The sequence below is a fragment of the Brucella sp. JSBI001 genome (assembly GCF_026014005.1).
Lineage (GTDB): Bacteria > Pseudomonadota > Alphaproteobacteria > Rhizobiales > Rhizobiaceae > Brucella > Brucella anthropi.
In genome coordinates this window covers 3,873,158-3,892,074 of the sequence record NZ_CP110339.1, presented here as the reverse complement: position 1 = coordinate 3,892,074, position 18,917 = coordinate 3,873,158, and the positions used below count along the sequence as shown (strand labels likewise).

Below are 18,917 nucleotides of genomic sequence, written 5' to 3'. Positions count from 1 at the left end.
GACATCGGGTCGGCTGCGGAAAGGGGATAAGAGATGCGCGTCCTTTTGATTGAAGACGACAGTGCTATCGCACAGAGCATCGAGTTGATGCTTAAGTCCGAGAGTTTTAATGTCTACACGACCGATCTGGGCGAAGAAGGCATCGACCTCGGCAAGTTATATGATTACGACATCATCCTGCTGGACTTGAACCTGCCGGATATGTCTGGTTACGAAGTTCTTCGCACCTTGCGTCTGTCCAAGGTGAAGACGCCGATCCTTATCCTTTCCGGCATGGCCGGTATCGAGGACAAGGTTCGCGGTCTGGGCTTCGGCGCCGATGACTACATGACCAAGCCGTTCCACAAGGACGAGCTGATCGCACGTATTCATGCGATTGTGCGCCGTTCCAAGGGGCATGCTCAGTCGGTCATCACGACGGGCGACCTGGTGGTCAATCTGGATGCGAAGACGGTCGAAGTTTCCGGCCAGCGCGTTCATCTGACCGGCAAGGAATACCAGATGCTGGAGCTTCTTTCGCTCCGCAAGGGTACGACGCTCACCAAGGAAATGTTCCTCAACCATCTCTATGGTGGCATGGATGAGCCGGAACTGAAGATCATCGACGTCTTCATCTGCAAGCTGCGCAAGAAGCTTGACGCTGTTTCCGGTAGCCAGAGCTACATCGAGACTGTCTGGGGTCGCGGCTATGTGCTGCGTGAGCCGGATGCGGAAATGCGCGAAAGCGCCTGATCGGCAACAGGCTTCGAAATGTAAAAAGCTCCGCTTCGGCGGAGCTTTTGCTTTTTGGGGACTGCTTTTGGATTTAGGCGGACAGGATGCCTGAAAATTGTTCGGTGAGATAGGCGCGGTCAAACGGCTTCAGGATGTAGCCATTGGCGCCTGCGCGCTTCGCCCGCATAATGCGGGTCACATCGAGTTCATAAAGACACAGGATGATGCGGGGGCGGTCGCCGCCCGGCATGGCGCGGAGCTCGGTTACGACCTCCAGCGCTGTCATGTCCGGAAGGTCATAGTCGAGCAGAACGACGTCTGGCATGCGCGCAAAACAGGTTTCGAGCGCTTCCCGGCCGGTTGAGGCCTCAGCAAATTCTGCAATGGTTTCGGAAAGGACGCGGCGCGCGACTTTGCGAATGACGGAGGAATCGTCGACCAGCAGGCAATAACCTGTCATTGGTTCATTCGCCATGCAGTCCCCCTCCACAAATGCGTGTTGGCTGTCACGCCTTCGCTGAATATATTCTGACGCACATCTCACTGGAAATGCGTTGCCTGACTGATAGAGGGTTTTATGACTGTTTGCCAGTGTGAGCGCGGGTCGGCCCCGCGCTCAGGGGCGCTTATTCAGCAGAAAATACGATGTCTTCCGCAGTGGCGTGGATGGAAATCTTCATACCGGCTTCTTCGGCCAGAAGCAGAGTGTAGTAAGGCTGGACGGAATGGGCGTCGATCGGCTCTTCCGGGGTGGCGCCTGAATGAAGCTCAAGGAACTTCGGTGGAACGCGCAGCATACGACCCTTCACGGTGATGACGAAGCGCGGTTCGGTATCTCCGCCTTCGAGGCGCACAGCCAGTGAGCCGCCACGTGGTATGGCTGCATTGCCGATCAGAAGCATGTTCAGAAGCAGCTTGACCTTGTTCTTGGGCAGAAGGACACGCGTGCCTTCCCAAGTGAATTCCGGCTTTTCGTTCTTGAAATATTCAGTGGCGACGTTCTGTGCATCGCCTGTGTCTATCTGCACGCCAGCCGAACCTGCAGCGCCAAAGGCGATGCGGGCAAACTGAAGGCGGGCGGAGGCATTGCGGGCGCTCGACTTGATGAGCGCCATGGCGTCTTCGTCGGCTCCGCCTTCTTCCAGCAGTTCCAGACCGTTATTGATCGCGCCAACCGGCGAAATGATGTCATGACAGATCCTGCTGCACAGAAGCGCACCGAGGTCGAGCGCAGAAAGGGTAACGGGCATTGGCATGGCGTTTTCTCCGGAACGCGGATCGATCCCGCTCGTCCCAGCGTGTTGGGTGAGCAGACCGTTATCGGTTAACGAGACAGTTCGCAAAGCCAGAGTTTGCGCGCTGCATGAAGGTGGGCGAATCGCCCGGAATGTCGATTTAACTGGATACACGCGCCATCGGACCGCCGCAACAAAGCTCTCTTTTCGGTTCTTTCGGGCTCCGGCATTCCCTCACATCAGTGTGAAAAGCTGGAAATCGTATGCCTTCGTAAAGCCAATTTCGATGCTTAAAGGTTTGGACAATAAATTCGGGTCTAAAATAGGCGCGATTCGACCGAAATGTCCGTAAGAGACGTGGTCTGGCTTTTAACAGGGCCGTCAGACAGAGGAGCGGAGAGCCAAAAGGAATTTTACATGGCCATACAATCCCTGTCGCAAATCAGATTCCGCAATGCGGCGTGCTTCGTTGCGTTTTTTGCGGCGCTGTTTGTTTCTTTCATCGCTCTGCCAAATCAGGCCAGAGCACAGAATACATACACTGCCGAGGAAATCGTCGAATCTGGTCACAGGTTCTTCGGGTCGACTTCGGGTGGCATCGCAAGCGCGGTCGAAAAGGCGTTCCAGAGTTTTGGTCTGCCCAACGGCTATATTCTTGGTGAAGAAGGCTCCGGCGCTTTCATCGGTGGCCTGACCTACGGCGAAGGCACGCTCTATACCAAGAACGCAGGCGACCATAAGACCTACTGGCAAGGCCCCTCGCTTGGCTGGGATTTCGGCGGGCAGGGTTCTCGTGTGATGATGCTCGTCTACAATCTCGACGACATCCAGAACCTTTACGGTCGTTATGCCGGTGTTGCAGGCTCTGCCTATGTCATTGCGGGTGTCGGCTTCAACGTCCTGAAACGCGAGAACATCATGCTGGTGCCGATCCGCACCGGTGTGGGCGCGAGGCTGGGCGTGAATATCGGTTATCTGAAGCTGTCCGCTGCGCCGACGTGGAATCCGTTTTAAGGATTAGTTGCTCATAGGTGTCTTTTCAGCCGGAGATTGTTTTAGCTGGCTGGAAAGACGGTCGATTGCGCACTATGAATAGGAAATACTTGTCTGAAACCGTTCGGGCTTATTTGAAATCGTGATCCAGTCCGCTCTCTTTTTCATATTCGGCGTTCTTGTGACAGTTTTCGTCGTGGTTCTGCTCGGCCCTTCGGTCTGGCGCCGCGCCTTTTTTCTGGCGCGCCGGCAGGTTCAGGCGGAACTGCCGATAACGCTGGCCGAGATACGTGCCGACCGCGACGGGTTGCGCGCCGAACACGCCGTTGCGGTCAGCCGTCAGGAACAATTGCTGAAGCTCGAACGCCACAAGAACGCGGAACAGAAGGTGACGCTCGCCCGGCAATATGAAGAGCTGAAACGCATTCCGCTGCTCGAAGAAAGCCAGGCTGAGATAGACAAGCAACTGGAAGAGCACGAGCGGGTGACGAAAGAAGCCGAGACGGCGCGTGACACGGCGCTGGAAAAGGCAGAAATCCTCCAGGCGGAACTGGAACGGATGCAAAGCCACTACAGCGCGCTCGAGGGACTGGCCGATACCTTGCGTATCGAAATAAGTGGAAGCGAGACGGAGTACAGCCGTCTGACAAACGAGATGACTGAAATGCGTCGAGATCGCAAGGAAGCCGCAGCACGTTACAACGAAGTTTCGACCCAGTTGACCTCTGCACAAACGGAACTGAAAAGCGAAAAGCGGCGCAATGGTGAACTGCAGCAGAAGCTTGAAAAGCTGATATCCGAGCTTTCCGACGCGCAGGAAAAAATCGAGCGCTATAGCCGTAAGAATGCTGGCGCGAGTGACAGCCCCGAGTTGGCCGAAATCGAACGCGAGAATGCAGCGCTTCGTGAAGAAATGGCCGTGCTCGCCGCCCGCATGGTGGCTGCGACCGCTGAAAAAGAAGGACCGGAATCTCCGATCCATTCAATTCTTGAAGCGGCAGAAAAATCTGACACAGGAAAAGACAAGAAATCCGGCCCCAAAAGTCTGGCGCGCCGCATTCGCGACCTGCAATAGAGCATTTCCAGTTTAAATCGAATCGTTGGAAATGCTCTATCTCTTGTTTTTACGTGCATCTTTATCCCATTGTTGCGAAATCAGAAATCAGTCCGGTGGACTGATTTCCCCGCGAAGGCGGTTCCCACTTTTGGGAGACATGCTTTAGTTCAGCGATTATTCCTTGCCGAAAACATCCGACCAGTCGGGATGACGCATCGCCTGCGCGTGCATGAAGCTGCAGCGCGGGATGATTTTCCATCCGCTGCGCCGCGCGTCCAGAACGGCATTCTTGGCAAGCGCCTGCGCGACGCCTTTGCCACGCATCGTATCCGGCACGAAAGTGTGGTCGATGGAAATCAATGAGGGACCAAGCTTCGTATAGGTCATTTCGGCTTCGCTGCCGTCAAGAACAGCCGCATAGCGTCCGCCGTCGGAGCTGTCTTCCTTGCGAATCTCGATAGTCCCGCTCATGCCATCCTCCTGAACAAATACGTGTCCTGATCAACGCATCAAGTTCACAACATAGGAACGGAATGTGCAAATAAAAACCGGCCACGTGGGCCGGTTTTCGATTTGTCGATCCATGACAAGCGCGGAAGATATTGTTCCACCGAGGCCATGATCCCCGTCCTTCCAAAACCTGTCCCGGTTTTGGCGAGACAGGTCTTAGTGACGATATTGTTGTATTCTGGTGGTCCTGAGACCGGCGAGACCATGCTCGTCGATCGAGGATTGCCAGCCAAGGAACTCCTCCACCGTCAATGTATAACGCTGGCATGCCTCCTCAAGGCTCAGAAGTCCGCCGCGAACAGCAGCGACAACTTCGGCCTTGCGGCGGATGACCCAGCGCCTTGTATTGGCGGGGGGAAGGTCCGCGATGGTCAGCGGGCTGCCATCAGGACCGATAACATATTTTATACGTGGTCTTACCAGATCGGTCATTGTACTCTCTACACAACACTCAAGGACCTAATCGAGTGTGAGACTAACGCGACAGCTTTAAAAATTACCTAAGCAGCTGGTAACTCTCTGGTAAGACTTGGAAAAATTTTCGTTTTCGCCCTATTGCCGGCGTTTTTGCGACATATGTCTGGAAAACCTCACGGGGAAGTGTGCCTTGCCTGTCGCAATCTGGACAATGATTGTTCCCGGACCCTTGGCAAATTGCCGCACTTTAGCCTATATAGGGCGCAGAAATCTAAATTTTGAGAAGCAGGGCGTATGCCCGGAAGCTGGAATCAATCATGAGCCTGAACAGCCTCGATCTGCCGGGAAAGCCGGAAGACACGCGCGTTGTCGTCGCCATGTCGGGCGGCGTCGATTCATCTGTTGTGGCCGGGATTCTCAAACGTGAAGGTTACGATGTCGTTGGCGTGACGCTGCAGCTTTATGATCATGGCGCAGCCGTTCATCGCGCTGGTTCCTGCTGTGCGGGACAGGACATCGAAGATGCCCGCCGCGTTTCGGAAAGTCTCGGCATTCCGCATTATGTGCTCGATTACGAAGCGCGTTTCCGCGAAGCTGTGATCGATCCATTTGCGAATTCCTATGTCAGCGGCGAAACACCGATTCCATGCGTCTCCTGTAACCAGACGGTCAAGTTCGCCGATCTTCTCCAGACCGCACGCGATCTTGGCGCCGACGCGCTGGCGACAGGGCATTACATTCGCAGCCGCGCCAATGGTGAGCACCGTGCGCTTTATCGTCCGGTCGATACGGATCGCGACCAGAGCTATTTCCTGTTTGCAACCACGCAGGAGCAGATCGATTATCTGCGCTTCCCGCTCGGTCATCTGCCGAAGGCACAGGTGCGTGAAATTGCAGAGGAAATGGGCCTGACTGTCGCCAAGAAACAGGACAGCCAGGACATTTGCTTCGTGCCGCAGGGAAAATATTCCGACATTATCTCCAAACTGAAGCCGGAAGCGGCCAATCCCGGCGATATTGTCCATATCGATGGCCGTACGCTCGGCCGCCACGATGGCATTGTGCACTACACCGTCGGCCAACGCCGTGGCATTGGCGTTGCCACGGGTGAACCGCTTTATGTCGTGCATCTCGATGCCGCCAATGCGCGGGTTATCGTCGGTCCGCGTGAAGCGCTGGAAACACACAAAGTCTTCCTGCGCGACATCAACTGGCTGGGCGATGCGCCGATCAGCGATTTGCCTGAAGGCGGAATGGAAGTATTCGCGAAGGTTCGCTCGACCCGACCGCCACGCCCTGCCGTGCTGCGCCATGCCGATGGCCAGACCTGGGTTGAGCTGGTCGATGGTGAAAGCGGTATCGCTCCGGGACAGGCCTGTGTGCTTTATTCCGATGAAAGCAACACTGCGCGCGTCTTTGGCGGCGGCTTTATTGGCCGTTCGGAACGCGAGCCGCAGGCAGAAGAGATGTTGCGCCGCCTTGTCGCCAACACGGCAAGTGCCTCGGCAGCTTGAAGCTTTTTCTGATCGATGAATGAAAAGCGGGTGCGAGAGCATCCGCTTTTTTTATGTGTGTCAGCAAGATGCTATCTCAGTTAGAGCATTCGTTGTTATGCATGTCTTTATTCCGAATCCGGTTTCCACTTTCGAGATACATGCTCCAGAGTTTGAAAGCGACAAACGGGAAGTCAATTGCACTGGCTGCGTCTAAGCTCATAGTGAGCGGTATTTTGAGCGCGTTTTGATCCGGCCGAATCAGATCGGCGCTCCAACTTTTTGTTTTGATGCGCATCTTATCCGAAAACCGTTTCACGCTTTTCGGGATGCACTCCAAGCTTTGGCTTCAGAGGTCTTGAAGATGACGGCGCAGAAAATGATGGGGTGGAAGGAATGGGCGATGCTTCTTGTTCTTTCCGTTCTCTGGGGCGGTTCATTCTTCTTCAACGGCATTGCTGTTCGAGAATTGCCGCCTTTCAGTATCGTCACGCTACGGGTGGGGCTGGCTGCGCTCGCTTTGGTCGTATTGATTCGCATGATGGGCCTGTCGCTGCCAAAAGACCGCCGTGTATGGCTGGCGTTTTTCGGAATGGGCTTTCTCAATAATCTGCTGCCTTTCTGTCTCATCGTCTGGGGGCAGACCCAGATTGCCAGCGGGCTGGCTTCCATCCTCAATGCCACGACACCGCTCTTCGGCGTCATTGTTGCGCATTTTCTGACGGTGGATGAAAAGATCACCAGGAACAAGATTGCTGGCGTTTTGATCGGCTTTTGCGGTGTAGCAATCATGATCGGACCCGATGCCATCAGCGGGCTTGGAGGCAATCTGTGGCCGCAGCTTGCGGTTCTGTGTGCTGCTTTTTCTTATTCGCTGGCGGGAATTTTCGGTCGTCGCTTCAAAGCGATGGGGGTCGCGCCGTTGATAACCGCTACCGGCCAGGTGACGGCCACGACCGTCATGCTCATTCCGGTGGCTTTGTTGGTCGATCATCCCTGGACGCTGGCCGCTCCGAGCGCGGCAGTCTGGGGAGCGCTGGCCGGTATTGCGCTTCTTTCAACAGCACTCGCTTATGTTCTCTTTTTCCGTATTCTTTCGACGGCGGGCGCGGTCAATCTCATGCTGGTGACGTTTCTCATTCCCGTTAGTGCAATCCTGCTCGGAGTGCTCTTTCTTGGCGAGACTTTGCAAGCCAAGCATTTGATCGGCATGGCAATGATCGCCGCAGGATTGGCAGCCATCGACGGCCGGTTGATAGCAGCGGTATTGCCATCGTCAGGCCAACGAGAAATCTACTGAAACTTGCTGAAGCGCGACAAGGCGATGCCGGATGCGGTTGCAACATTCAGGCTGTCGAACGCAGTGGACATGGGAATTCGCGCTGTTTGCAGCTTCTCAAGCAGGCGTGGCGGTAATCCTTCGCCTTCCGTGCCGAGCAGGAGCGCCTGTCGGCCGTACTTGGTCGCATCGTAGACACTGAGCGACGATGACGGGCTGAGCGCAAGCAGGTTGAAGTCGGCATCGCCCAGCGCAGCGATGATCTCATCAATGCTTCCACCGTGGAAATAGGGAACTTTCAGCGTGGCGCCGACCGATACCCGAATAGCCTTGCGGTAAAGCGGGTCGCAGCACGTATCGTCCATCAGGACGCAGTCGGCTTCGAAAGCGGCGGCATTGCGGAAGATCGAACCGACATTGTCGTGATTGGAAATGCCGCACAAAACGACGACGAGTGATTTTGCGGGCAGGGTATCCAGCATTGCCTGAAGGCTTGGCGGCGTCTTGCGACGGCCTACTGCAAGAATGCCCCGATGGACATGAAATCCCGCGACCGCGTCCATAACAGTTTGTGGAACGGAATAGACAGGAACCTCTGAGGGCAATTGGCTGAGTTGTTCGCCGAGGCCCGCAAGCCGGTTCTCCAGAACGAGCAGTGATTCTGTCTCAAAACGTGCCGAAGATGAGAACAGAACGTTCAGAACCACTTTACCTTCAGCGATAAACCGCTGCTGGCGTCCTACAAGATCCTTTTCGCGAATATCGCGATAAGGGGACAAGCGGATGTCGTTCGGATCGTCGATCTGCTGGACGCAGCCGTGCGAATGAGTGTCTTGGTTCATCGCACGGCTGTGACCTCATGTGATTATGCGTGAGCGACTGCCGCCAGATTATGTCTGCGCGGTGTTGGACTCATATACAGACTTGAAAGTGTCGACAACATCAACTCGATATGCGGCGAAGAGACCATATAATAGATGGTCTGCGCGTCGCGACGGGTAGAAACGAGGTCAAGGGCTCGCAATTTTGCCAGGTGCTGAGACAAGGCGGATTGGCTAAGGTCAATCGCCTTGGCAAGCGCACCTACCGACATTTCATTATGAAGCAACTTACATAAAATTAGTAATCGCTTATTGTTAGCAAGTGCCGACAGGAAGTCGGCAGCCTGATCTACATTTTCAATTAAATCAAAGAAAGTATTCTCGTTGCTCATTTGCCGTCATACCCCCGTAAGACTCGACAAAGTTAAAAATATACATGCGAATTTTCATAAGCATGCATATTGAAAATAATGCCATATGCAGAATTTGAAAAGCCCTTGCTTATATTCAATCCAGTATAAAGACGTGCAATTTCGTCCCAAAAAAAATGCGGTTTTGTTTCAGGGGGCTTTATTTACTGTTTGGTCAGTGCTGTAACAGCTTCCCTTACGGAAGGTGGATTCGAAGGAAAAACGTAACGCAGAACAAGGTCGCCATTGGCGATGTCGACGCCATCCGGATCCAATCCTATCACCTTCTGCTGATCTTTGACGGTTCCTCTTTTAAAAGATGTTGAGCAATTTGCGCAATTTTTTGGTGCGTGATACTCGTTCATGCTGTCGAGCGCATTTTGCTCGCTTTCGGCAAAGTCCGCGCTGATCGACGCTGCGCAGAGCAAGTCGTCCTGTGTCAGGTTGAATGCCTTGCCAAAGCCACCATTCAAGCTGGCGCTTTCCAGTTCAAGCCGGAAAAAGACAAAGTCTCCGAGATCCACATAAAGCGAACCCTTCGGATTGTGATTGAGATAGCGTCGCCGAATGCGGGGGTAGTCAGCCGCTGTTCTCTCAACTTTCCGGGCCTGACAATGAAGCGTGACGCGCGCATGGGCGAGGGGGTCTCCCTTGCCAACCTCGCCGAGCAGAAGCGAGCAGGCCGGGTTTGCCAGCAGCCCCGGTGTGTGTGTCGCCAATCCGGAAACCAGAATGAGAGGCGTTCCGTCCATATCCGTCGCTACGGAGACACGACTTGCCAGTGGCCTGCCGGTCGCAGCGTCGAAAACGGCGATGGCACCGTAGCGCGATGTCCGCAACAGGGTTTTGGCAAGCTGAATGGCTTCAGGCGTGGTCGGGCGAATTGGATTGGTTTCAGGCATGGCTGTCAGACTCAAATATGACTCATATTGTCCACTTAATACTGTGCCTTATTCGATAGAGCCAGCGAATTCGGTGGAGTCCTTATGCCGGACGTTCAAAACTGCAAGCAATTTCCGATTGATCGGCCGCCTTGATGTCGCGCCTGAGTCGGTGATGCATAAGTTGCATTATCCCATGCAAAATGCGTGCGAATAATATTATAAATCAAGGGGCTTTAGCGCAATATTTCGAAATTGTGTCGATTGATGGAATAAAAATCTAACCATTGGGGCCAAAACCCGTTGAGAATGTGAACTGGTTCTACAGATTGCGCTTGCAAAGTGACAGTCCACGCGTTTCGATAAGCGCAAGCTGCGGGCAATGGGGTGCGCGCGGCATGCTTTTCCGTGGAGGCGGACAATAATGAAATTCTACCAAAAACTCCTGGCAGCAACCGCGCTGGTGGCTCTGATGAGCGGTGCTGCATCGGCAAAGACCTTTGTATATTGCTCGCCGGCTTCGCCTGAAGGCTTCGATCCGGCTGCCTATACCGGCGGCGATACGTTCGATGCCTCGGCGCATCCGGTCTACAACCGCCTTGCCGAATTCGAAAACGGAACGACGAAAGTCGTGCCGGGTCTCGCAGAAAGCTGGGATGTTTCCGCCGATGGTCTGGAATACACCTTCCATCTGCGCAAGGGCGTCAAGTTCCATTCGAACGACTATTTCACGCCGACCCGTGATTTCAACGCCGACGACGTGATTTTCTCGTTTGATCGCATGCGCAACAAGGACAATCCTTGGCACCAGTACACCGCTGGCATCACCTACGAATATTTCGACAGCATGGAAATGGGTGCGCTGATCAAGGAAATCACCAAGGTTGACGATTATACCGTCAAGTTTGTGCTGAACCGTCCAGAAGCACCGTTCCTCGCAAATATCTCGATGCCTTTCGCTTCGATCATTTCGAAGGAATACACGGACAAGCTTGCCGCCGACGGCAAGAAGGACGATCTCAATCAGGTTCCGGTCGGTACTGGTCCTTTCCAGTTCGTCGCCTACCAGAAGGACGCCGTCGTTCGCTTCAAGGCCAACGAAAACTATTGGGGTGGCAAGCCGAAGATCGACGATCTCGTCTTCGCAATCACGACCGATCCTGCTGTTCGCGCGCAGAAGCTCAAGGCTGGCGAATGCCACCTGATGTCCTATCCTGCTCCGGCAGACATCAAGGGCCTGCAGGCCGATTCCAACCTCAAGGTTGACGAACAGGCTGGCCTCAATGTGGCTTACTTCGCGTACAACACGCTGAAGGCACCTTATGACAAGCCGGAAGTGCGCAAGGCGCTGAACCAGGCTATCAACAAGCAGGCCATCGTCGATGCCGTGTTCCAGGGTCAGGGCCAGGTTGCCAAGAACCCGATCCCGCCGACAATGTGGGGCTACAACGACAAGGTCGAGGACGACAAGTACGATCCGGAAGCTGCCAAGAAGGCTCTCGAAGCCGCTGGCGTCAAGGATCTGAAGATGAAGCTGTGGGCCATGCCTGTCAGCCGTCCGTACATGCCGAACGCACGTCGTACTGCTGAACTCATGCAGTCCGATCTGGCCAAGGTTGGCGTCAGCGCTGAAATCGTTTCGATGGAATGGGGTGAATATCTCAAGAAGTCGTCCGACAAGGACCGCGACGGCTCCGTCATCCTCGGCTGGACCGGTGACAACGGCGATCCGGACAACTTCCTGGGTACGCTTCTCGGCTGCGCCGGTGTTGGCAATAACAACCGCGCCCAGTGGTGCTACAAGCCGTTCGAAGACCTGATCCAGAAGGCCAAGGTTTCGACCAGCCAGGAAGAGCGCACGAAGCTTTACGAAGAAGCACAGGTAATCTTTAAGGAGCAGGCTCCTTGGAATACGCTTGCTCACTCGACGGTCTTTGTGCCGATGTCGGCCAAGGTTACGGGCTTCAAACAGAGCCCGCTCGGCGATTATCGCTTCGAAGACGTTGATATTTCCGAGTAAAATCTGACAACACAAGCGGCCGGGTGTAGGGTGATCCCCTGCACCCGGTCGGAGTTTTTGTATGTTCCGTTTCATATTCAACAAACTCGTCTATCTGGTTCCGACCTTCATAGGCATTACAATCGTAGCCTTCGCCTTCGTCCGGGTTCTTCCCGGCGATCCTGTGCTACTGATGGCCGGCGAACGCGGCGTAAGCCCTGAGCGCCATGCCGAGCTGATGGCGCAACTTGGGTTCGATCGCCCGATCTGGCAGCAATATCTGGACTATGTCTGGAACCTGCTGCATGGCGATTTCGGTCAGTCTCTGGTGACCAAGAAGCCTGTTCTCGTCGAATTTTTCGCGCTGTTTCCTGCAACTGTCGAGTTGTCCATCTGCGCGATCATCGTGGCTATTCTCCTTGGCATTCCTGCCGGCGTCATCGCTGCTGTCAAGCGCGGTTCGTGGTTCGATCAGGGCCTGATGGGCATTTCGCTGGTCGGTTATTCGATGCCGATTTTCTGGTGGGCGCTGCTGCTCATCATTTTCTTCTCGGGCGTGCTGCAGTGGACACCGGTTTCCGGTCGTATATCGCTGCTCTATTTCTTCCCGCCTGTGACCGGTTTCATGCTGATCGACAGTCTGCTGTCGGATCAGAAGGGCGCTTTCGCCTCGGCGGTCTCGCATCTCATCCTGCCGACCATCGTGCTTGCGACCATTCCGCTCGCCGTTATCGCGCGTCAGACCCGCTCCGCTATGCTGGAAGTTTTAGGCGAGGACTATGTGCGCACCGCTCGCGCCAAGGGCCTGCCGGTTCGTCGCGTTGTCGGACTGCACGCACTTCGCAACGCGATGATCCCTGTTATCACGACTATCGGCCTGCAGGTTGGCGTTCTGATGGCTGGTGCGATCCTGACCGAGACGATCTTCTCCTGGCCCGGTATCGGCAAATGGATGCTCGATTCCATTTTCCGTCGCGATTATCCGGTCGTGCAAAGCGGACTGCTGCTGATTGCATTCATCATCATGCTGGTGAATCTGGTCGTGGATCTGCTGTACGGCCTTATCAATCCGCGTATCCGGCACAAGTGAGGGTATCATGACACACTCAGCTATTCAGCCGGAAGCCGCGAACGACATTGGCAAGATGCGTGCGCTGAAGGACTTCTGGTTTTATTTCAGCGTCAACCGTGGCGCTGTGATCGGTCTTTTCGTATTCCTCGCGATTATTCTGGTGGCGATCTTCGCTCCATTGATTGCGCCGCACGATCCTACGGAACAGTTCCGTCAATTCGTGAAGGTTCCACCCTTCTGGGAAGATGGCGGTTCGACCCAGTTCCTTCTGGGAACGGATGCTGTCGGGCGTGATATTCTGTCCCGCCTGATCTATGGCGCGCAGTATTCGCTGCTCGTGGGCTTTGTCATCGTCATTATTTCGATGTGCCTCGGCATCACCATCGGCCTCATCACCGGCTATTTCGGTGGCGGCGTCGATACGGTGTTTATGCGCATCATGGACGTTATCCTGGCATTCCCGTCGCTCCTGCTGGCTCTGGTTCTGGTGGCAATCCTCGGACCCGGCCTGATCAATGCCGTTCTGGCGATCACGCTGGTTCTGCTGCCGCACTTCTCGCGTCTCACCCGCGCTGCCGTCATGGCGGAAAAGGAACGCGAATATGTGACCGCGGCCAAGCTTGCCGGTGCAAGCAAGCTGCGCCTGATGTTCAAGACGATTCTGCCGAACTGCCTTGCTCCGCTTGTGGTGCAGGCAACGATGTCGTTCTCCAACGCCATCCTCGACGTTGCGGCTCTGGGCTTTCTTGGCATGGGCGCGCAACCGCCAACGCCAGAATGGGGCACGATGCTTGCCGAAGCGCGTGAGTTCATCCTGAGTGCCTGGTGGATCGTTACTTTCCCCGGCCTTGCTATCCTGATTACTGTTCTCGCCATCAACCTGATTGGCGACGGTCTGCGCGATGCGCTTGACCCGAAACTGAAGAGGAGCTGATCGATGGCTCTGCTTGAAATCAAGAACCTCACGGTTTCTTTTGACACCTCGACCGGCCCGTTCCGGGCGGTCGACGGGATCGACATAAGGGTCGACAAGGGCGAAGTGCTTGCGATTGTCGGCGAGTCCGGTTCAGGCAAGTCGGTCGGCATGCTTGCCGTCATGGGGCTTCTGCCCAAGACGGCAACTGTTACCGCAGACACCATGACCTTCGATGGCAAGGACTTGCAGGCAATGTCCGACAAGGAGCGCCGCAAGATCATCGGTCGTGATATTTCGATGATTTTCCAGGAACCTGTTGCCAGCCTAAACCCGTGCTTCACGGTCGGGTATCAGCTTGAGGAAGTGCTGAAGCAGCATATGGGCATGAACGGCTCGGCGAGCCGTGCGCGTGCTATCGAGCTTCTGGAACTCGTCGGCATTCGCGATGCTGCGGAACGCCTGAAAAGCTTCCCGCATCAGATGTCGGGCGGCCAGTGCCAGCGCGTCATGATCGCTATCGCGATTGCCTGCAACCCGAAGCTCCTTATCGCCGACGAACCGACAACGGCTCTCGACGTTACGATTCAGAAGCAGATTCTCGATCTTCTGATGCGGCTTCAGGTGGAACACGGCATGGGTCTCATCATGATTACCCACGATATGGGTGTCGTGGCTGAAACGGCGGACCGTGTGATCGTGCAGTACAAGGGCCACAAGATGGAGGATGCCGACGTGCTGTCGCTATTCTCTGCGCCCAAGCACCCTTACACCCGTGCGCTGCTCTCGGCCCTGCCGGAAAATGCGACCGGTGATCGTCTTCCGACGGTTTCCGATTTCGTCTTTGAAAATAATGGTGCGGGAGAAGCGCGATGAGCGAGATTGTTCTCGAGGCGCGCGACATCAAGCGCGATTATCATGTTGGCGGTGGTCTGTTCGGCAAGGCAAAAGTGGTTCATGCCGTCAAGGGCGTGAGCTTCAAGGTCGAAAAAGGCAAGACGCTGGCGATCGTTGGTGAATCGGGTTGCGGCAAGTCCACGCTGGCACGCATTCTCACCATGATCGACCCGCAGACATCCGGCGAACTGAAGATCGGCGGCAAGGATGTGGATATCGCTCGCGATGGCCTGACGCCCGAAATGCGCCAGAAGGTGCAGATCGTTTTCCAGAACCCGTATGGCTCGCTCAATCCGCGCCAGAAGATCGGTGACGTTCTGGCTGAGCCTCTGCTGCTGAATACGAACATGTCAGCCGAGGAGCGCCGCGCGAAGGCTATGCAGATGTTGTTGAAGGTCGGCCTCGGTCGCGAACACTTCAACCGCTATCCGCATATGTTCTCCGGCGGCCAGCGCCAGCGTATCGCCATTGCGCGTGCGCTGATGCTCAACCCGAAGCTGCTCATTCTCGATGAGCCGGTTTCCGCGCTCGATCTGTCCGTGCAGGCGCAGGTTCTGAACCTGCTGTCTGATCTGCAGGAAGAATTTGGTCTCACCTATGTTTTCATCAGCCATGACCTTTCGGTCGTGCGCTACATCGCCGATGAGGTGATGGTGATGTATTTCGGTGAGGTGGTTGAATACGGCTCGCGTGACGACGTTTTCAACAATCCGCAGCATGACTATACGAAGAAGCTCTTTGCTGCGACGCCGCGTGCGGATGTCGATGCCATCAAGGCTCGCGTGGAAGCACGCGCTGCTGCCAGACAGGCAGCGCATAGCTGATCTACATCTATATGCAGTCTGAAATGAAAAAACCGCACATGAAAATGTGCGGTTTTTTGTTTTGAGCATCTCCAGCAAAAGCGCGAACGAATATAAGCGCATTCCGCTCTAGCTGGACGTTCCGCGTTGCTGATGCCAGGCGAGGGCGCGCACGATGTCATCTGCTGCAATCTTGCCGACGATGGCGCCGTTTTCGATGATGCCAACATCGCCGCTGCTGTCTGCCACCGCATTCATCAACTCGCGTACCAGCGTTTCGCGCCGGGCAGTGGCCGCAAAAGGACGTGGCGCCGCTTGGCGATCGAAGGGCACCATGATGTCGCCTGCCCGAAGCACGCCGAGCGGGTTCATATGGGCAACGAAGTCAGCGACATAGTCGTCGGCAGGCTGCAGGAGAATCTCCTGCGGCGTGCCGCACTGAACGATACGCCCGCCTTCCATGATGGCGATACGATTGCCGATCTTCATGGCTTCATCGAGATCGTGGCTGACGAAAACGATGGTCTTTTTCAATCGTGACTGGAAGGCCAGCAACTCGTCTTGCAGGCGCGTGCGGATCAGCGGATCGAGGGCCGAGAATGGCTCATCCATCAGCAGAATCGGTGCGCCGGTTGCAAAAGCGCGGGCAAGCCCGACGCGTTGCTGCATGCCGCCGGAAAGTTCTCCAACCTTGCGCTTGGCCCAGTCCTGCAGACCGACAAGTTCAAGCTGGTCGCGCGCTTTGGCAAGGCGGTCTTCCTTGCCCATACCGGAAATTTCCAGGCCGAAAGCGACGTTTTCTTCAACCGTACGCCAAGGCAGCAGGCCGAACTGCTGGAACACCATGGAGACGAGTTCGGTGCGCAGATGGCGCAGGGTTCCGCGGTCGGCCTTGCCGACATCTATGGCGCGCTCGCCTTCCCGTACGAGAACGCGCCCGCGCGAAATCGGATTGAGCCGGTTGATTGCGCGAAGAAGGGTGGATTTGCCCGAGCCTGACAGCCCCATCAGAACGAGGATTTCACCTTCCTCAATGTTGAGTGTGCAGTTGTGCACGCCCAGCACGAGATTGGTTTCAGCCTGAATCTGGGAACGGGTGGCGCCGCGATCCGCAAGAGCAAGTGCGTCATCGACATTGCTGCCGAAAATGATGCAGACGTCTTCGAGTGCGATGATGGTCATCCGCGTGCTCCTGATCTTTGTTGGAGCATGATCTGTTCCGAAAACCGGTTTCCACTTTTCGGGATCATGCTATTTCTCGCGTCCGGCGCGGAAGATACGGTCGAGCACGATGGCGACCACGACGATGACAAGTCCAGCCTCGAAACCGAGTGCGGTATTGACTGAGTTCAACGCCCGGACAACCGGTACGCCGAGGCCATCTGCGCCGACAAGGGCTGCAATGACCACCATCGAAAGCGACAGCATGATTGTCTGAGTCAGACCGGCAAGAATTTGCGGCATGGCATAAGGCAGCTCAATCTTCCACAAGAGCTGAGAACGCGACGCACCGAACGCTTCACCCGCTTCGATCAGCGATGAGGGTGTGGACGATATGCCGAGGTGGGTCAATCGCACCGGCGCAGGCAGAACGAAGATTGCCGTTGCAAGCAGGCCCGGCACCATACCGATGCCGAAGAAGACAATGGCCGGGATCAGGTAGACGAATGTCGGCAGGGTCTGCATCAGATCGAGCACAGGACGCATTGCGGCGTAAAGCGCGGGGCGATGGGCTGCGGCGATGCCGAGCGGCACGCCGATGGCCATGCAGAGAAAGCAAGCTGACAAAACGAGGGTCAGGGTTTCGAGCGTTCGATCCCAGTAACCCTGATTGATGATGAACAGGAAGCCGATCACGGTCAGCACGACCACCGAGATACGACGCTGGATCAGCCACGCGATGACAGCGAAGATTGCGATGAGAAGCAGAGGGTGCGGGAGCTTGAGAAGAAAAAGCAGCCCGTCAATGAGGCTCTGCATGACGGCGGCGAGGGTATCGAAAAAGCCGCCCATATTGTCCGTCAGCCAGTCCACCACGGATTTGGCGGTCGGTCCGACAGGGATCTTGTAGTCCGTCAGCCAGTTCAACGATCAAGTCTCCTGCTGCGTGTTAGAGCATTTCCGGCAAAGGTGCGATGCGATTTGCGTAGGATAATGCGTAAAACAAAGAGAAAGGGTGCGGGCATCCTTGAAACTGCCGGGCCGCGTTTGTCACCGCCCGGCAGCATGTCGGGATTAAAGACCGAGTGCCGCCTTTACGGCGGGCAGGCCTTCCTTGCCGTCGACGGTAGTTACACCGGCGAGCCACTGGTCGAGAGCGCCCGGATTGGCTTTCAGCCAGTTGGTCGCAGCCTTCGAAGGCTCTTCGCCATCATCGAGAATCTTGCCCATGATGTCGTTTTCGATATCGAGCTTGAATTCCAGATTGGTGAGGAACTTGCCAACATTCGGGCATTCCTGCGTGTAGCCGGTGCGAACGTTGGTTTCGACCTTGGCGCCGCCGAGATTGGGGCCGAAGAAATCGTCACCACCGGTGAGATACGCGATTTCGAAACGCTTGTTCATGGGATGTGGCTCCCATGCCAGAAAGACGACCGGTTCCTTGCTCTTGATGCTGCGAGCGACCTGCGCCAGCATGCCCTGCTCGGACGATTCCGCCAGCTCGAATGACTTGAGGCCGAAGGCATCCTTGTTGATCATGTCGAGGATCAGGCGGTTGCCGTCATTTCCCGGCTCGATCCCGTAGATCTTGCCGCCGAGCTCGTCCTTGAACGTGGCGATATCCTTGAAGTCCTTGAGGCCTTCGTCATAAGCATATTTTGGCACGGCAAGCGTGTATTTCGCGCCGGTCAGATTGGTGCGCAGCGTCTCGACGGTCTTGTTGTCCAGATAGGGCTGGAGGTCGGCGGTCATGGACGGGTTCCAATAGCCGAGGAAGACGTCGATATCCTTTTTGCTCAGTGACGCATAGGTCACCGGCACGGAGAGAACCTTGATGTCGGTTTTGTAGCCGAGACCTTTCAGGATTTCTGTCGCCACCGCCGTCGTCGAAGTGATGTCAGTCCAGCCGACATCCGAGAAACGGACGGTCGAGCAGCTTTCAGGTTCGGCGGCGAAACCGGTTGCAGGCGCGCTTAGCATTGCCGTTCCCGTGGCAAGCCCACCCAAGGCAAGCGTAAGCATATAGGTCGATACGGACTTCATTGTTCTCTCCATTTACCGGGCCGTTTTGACGGATTGATTGTTTTTCCGGTTCCAGCTTTAGCAAACACCAAAGATTGCGCCATTCAAGTACCACAGCGGCGAAAATGTTCTCGATTGCGACGTTGGTCGCAGTTTCCGGCGGAAAACCGTTTCGCACCTGACTTGAAACTGCTGTCACTCATCATTTTCCGGAACCGTCGGCCAAGGGGAAACGGGCTG

General features: G+C 55.6%; 20 protein-coding genes. 10 read left to right on the top strand and 10 right to left on the bottom strand.

Annotated features, from left to right (window positions below; all coding sequences use genetic code 11):
• The first annotated feature begins 33 nt into the window (after positions 1-33).
• Positions 34-732: a response regulator transcription factor CtrA gene (gene ctrA, locus LJ361_RS18470; RefSeq protein WP_010659553.1), complete on the top strand. Its 699-nt coding sequence runs from the start codon at positions 34-36 to the stop codon at positions 730-732.
• Between the two features lie 73 nt (positions 733-805).
• On the opposite strand, the gene LJ361_RS18465 is transcribed toward ctrA, so the two are convergent.
• Both LJ361_RS18465 and chpT read right to left on the bottom strand, forming a co-directional pair.
• Positions 806-1,189: a response regulator gene (locus tag LJ361_RS18465; protein ID WP_010659554.1), complete on the bottom strand. Its 384-nt coding sequence runs from the start codon at positions 1,187-1,189 to the stop codon at positions 806-808.
• A gap of 151 nt (positions 1,190-1,340) precedes the next feature.
• Entirely contained in the window at positions 1,341-1,970 is a 630-nt protein-coding gene (gene chpT, locus LJ361_RS18460) for a histidine phosphotransferase ChpT (RefSeq protein ID WP_010659555.1), read from the bottom strand.
• A 396-nt stretch (positions 1,971-2,366) separates the two neighbouring features.
• On the opposite strand from chpT, the gene LJ361_RS18455 reads away from it, so the two are divergent.
• Both LJ361_RS18455 and LJ361_RS18450 read left to right on the top strand, forming a co-directional pair.
• A complete protein-coding gene (locus LJ361_RS18455) occupies positions 2,367-2,963 on the top strand; it encodes a DUF1134 domain-containing protein (RefSeq protein WP_010659556.1) in 597 nt (198 codons plus the stop codon).
• Between the two features lie 145 nt (positions 2,964-3,108).
• Positions 3,109-4,017, top strand: a complete 909-nt coding sequence (locus LJ361_RS18450; protein WP_029376051.1) for a hypothetical protein — start codon at positions 3,109-3,111, stop codon at positions 4,015-4,017.
• Positions 4,018-4,173: 156 nt separating this feature from the next.
• On the opposite strand, the gene LJ361_RS18445 is transcribed toward LJ361_RS18450, so the two are convergent.
• Together LJ361_RS18445 and LJ361_RS18440 are read right to left on the bottom strand one after the other, a co-directional pair.
• A complete protein-coding gene (locus tag LJ361_RS18445; protein WP_010659558.1) occupies positions 4,174-4,470 on the bottom strand; it encodes a GNAT family N-acetyltransferase in 297 nt (98 codons plus the stop codon).
• 195 nt (positions 4,471-4,665) lie between these two features.
• Positions 4,666-4,941, bottom strand: coding sequence for a DUF1153 domain-containing protein (locus tag LJ361_RS18440; protein WP_010659559.1), 276 nt, complete (start codon positions 4,939-4,941; stop codon positions 4,666-4,668).
• Positions 4,942-5,243: 302 nt separating this feature from the next.
• On the opposite strand from LJ361_RS18440, the gene mnmA reads away from it, so the two are divergent.
• Both mnmA and LJ361_RS18430 read left to right on the top strand, forming a co-directional pair.
• Positions 5,244-6,440 carry a tRNA 2-thiouridine(34) synthase MnmA gene (gene mnmA, locus LJ361_RS18435; RefSeq protein WP_010659560.1) on the top strand — a complete coding sequence of 399 codons (1,197 nt, stop codon included), beginning with the start codon at positions 5,244-5,246 and terminating at the stop codon, positions 6,438-6,440.
• A gap of 343 nt (positions 6,441-6,783) precedes the next feature.
• The gene (locus tag LJ361_RS18430; RefSeq protein WP_010659562.1) at positions 6,784-7,719 is read left to right on the top strand and encodes a DMT family transporter; all 936 of its coding nucleotides are present in this window, start codon (positions 6,784-6,786) and stop codon (positions 7,717-7,719) included.
• On the opposite strand, the gene LJ361_RS18425 is transcribed toward LJ361_RS18430, so the two are convergent.
• The 3 genes from LJ361_RS18425 to LJ361_RS18415 form a co-directional block, all read right to left on the bottom strand.
• Positions 7,713-8,540, bottom strand: coding sequence for a TrmH family RNA methyltransferase (locus tag LJ361_RS18425; RefSeq protein WP_010659563.1), 828 nt, complete (start codon positions 8,538-8,540; stop codon positions 7,713-7,715). The two genes, LJ361_RS18430 and LJ361_RS18425, sit on opposite strands and share 7 nt — an antisense overlap.
• A 23-nt stretch (positions 8,541-8,563) precedes the next feature.
• Entirely contained in the window at positions 8,564-8,911 is a 348-nt protein-coding gene (locus LJ361_RS18420; protein ID WP_010659564.1) for an ArsR/SmtB family transcription factor, read from the bottom strand.
• A gap of 182 nt (positions 8,912-9,093) precedes the next feature.
• On the bottom strand, positions 9,094-9,831 hold the full coding sequence (locus LJ361_RS18415; RefSeq protein ID WP_413775057.1) for a HugZ family protein: 738 nt from the start codon (positions 9,829-9,831) through the stop codon (positions 9,094-9,096).
• A 403-nt stretch (positions 9,832-10,234) separates the two neighbouring features.
• On the opposite strand from LJ361_RS18415, the gene LJ361_RS18410 reads away from it, so the two are divergent.
• The 5 genes from LJ361_RS18410 (at position 10,235) to LJ361_RS18390 (ending at position 15,515) form a co-directional block, all read left to right on the top strand.
• Positions 10,235-11,830: an ABC transporter substrate-binding protein gene (locus LJ361_RS18410; protein ID WP_010659566.1), complete on the top strand. Its 1,596-nt coding sequence runs from the start codon at positions 10,235-10,237 to the stop codon at positions 11,828-11,830.
• A 61-nt stretch (positions 11,831-11,891) separates the two neighbouring features.
• Positions 11,892-12,899 carry an ABC transporter permease subunit gene (locus tag LJ361_RS18405; RefSeq protein WP_010659567.1) on the top strand — a complete coding sequence of 336 codons (1,008 nt, stop codon included), beginning with the start codon at positions 11,892-11,894 and terminating at the stop codon, positions 12,897-12,899.
• A 7-nt stretch (positions 12,900-12,906) separates the two neighbouring features.
• Complete coding sequence (locus LJ361_RS18400; protein ID WP_010659568.1) at positions 12,907-13,815, top strand: ABC transporter permease subunit; 909 nt, start codon at positions 12,907-12,909, stop codon at positions 13,813-13,815.
• Positions 13,816-13,818: 3 nt separating this feature from the next.
• Positions 13,819-14,670 carry an ABC transporter ATP-binding protein gene (locus LJ361_RS18395; protein WP_010659569.1) on the top strand — a complete coding sequence of 284 codons (852 nt, stop codon included), beginning with the start codon at positions 13,819-13,821 and terminating at the stop codon, positions 14,668-14,670.
• Positions 14,667-15,515 (top strand): dipeptide ABC transporter ATP-binding protein, encoded by an 849-nt coding sequence (locus tag LJ361_RS18390; RefSeq protein WP_010659570.1) that lies wholly within the window; start codon positions 14,667-14,669, stop codon positions 15,513-15,515. The genes LJ361_RS18395 and LJ361_RS18390 overlap by 4 nt, the downstream gene beginning before the upstream one ends.
• Positions 15,516-15,623: 108 nt before the next feature.
• Here LJ361_RS18390 and choV read toward each other — a convergent pair whose 3' ends face one another.
• From choV to LJ361_RS18375, 3 genes are all read right to left on the bottom strand, one after another.
• Entirely contained in the window at positions 15,624-16,676 is a 1,053-nt protein-coding gene (gene choV / locus LJ361_RS18385) for a choline ABC transporter ATP-binding protein (protein WP_010659571.1), read from the bottom strand.
• Between the two features lie 69 nt (positions 16,677-16,745).
• Positions 16,746-17,582, bottom strand: coding sequence for a choline ABC transporter permease subunit (gene choW, locus LJ361_RS18380; protein ID WP_012091632.1), 837 nt, complete (start codon positions 17,580-17,582; stop codon positions 16,746-16,748).
• A 147-nt stretch (positions 17,583-17,729) separates the two neighbouring features.
• Positions 17,730-18,698: a choline ABC transporter substrate-binding protein gene (locus LJ361_RS18375; RefSeq protein ID WP_264812080.1), complete on the bottom strand. Its 969-nt coding sequence runs from the start codon at positions 18,696-18,698 to the stop codon at positions 17,730-17,732.
• Positions 18,699-18,917: the final 219 nt, after the last annotated feature.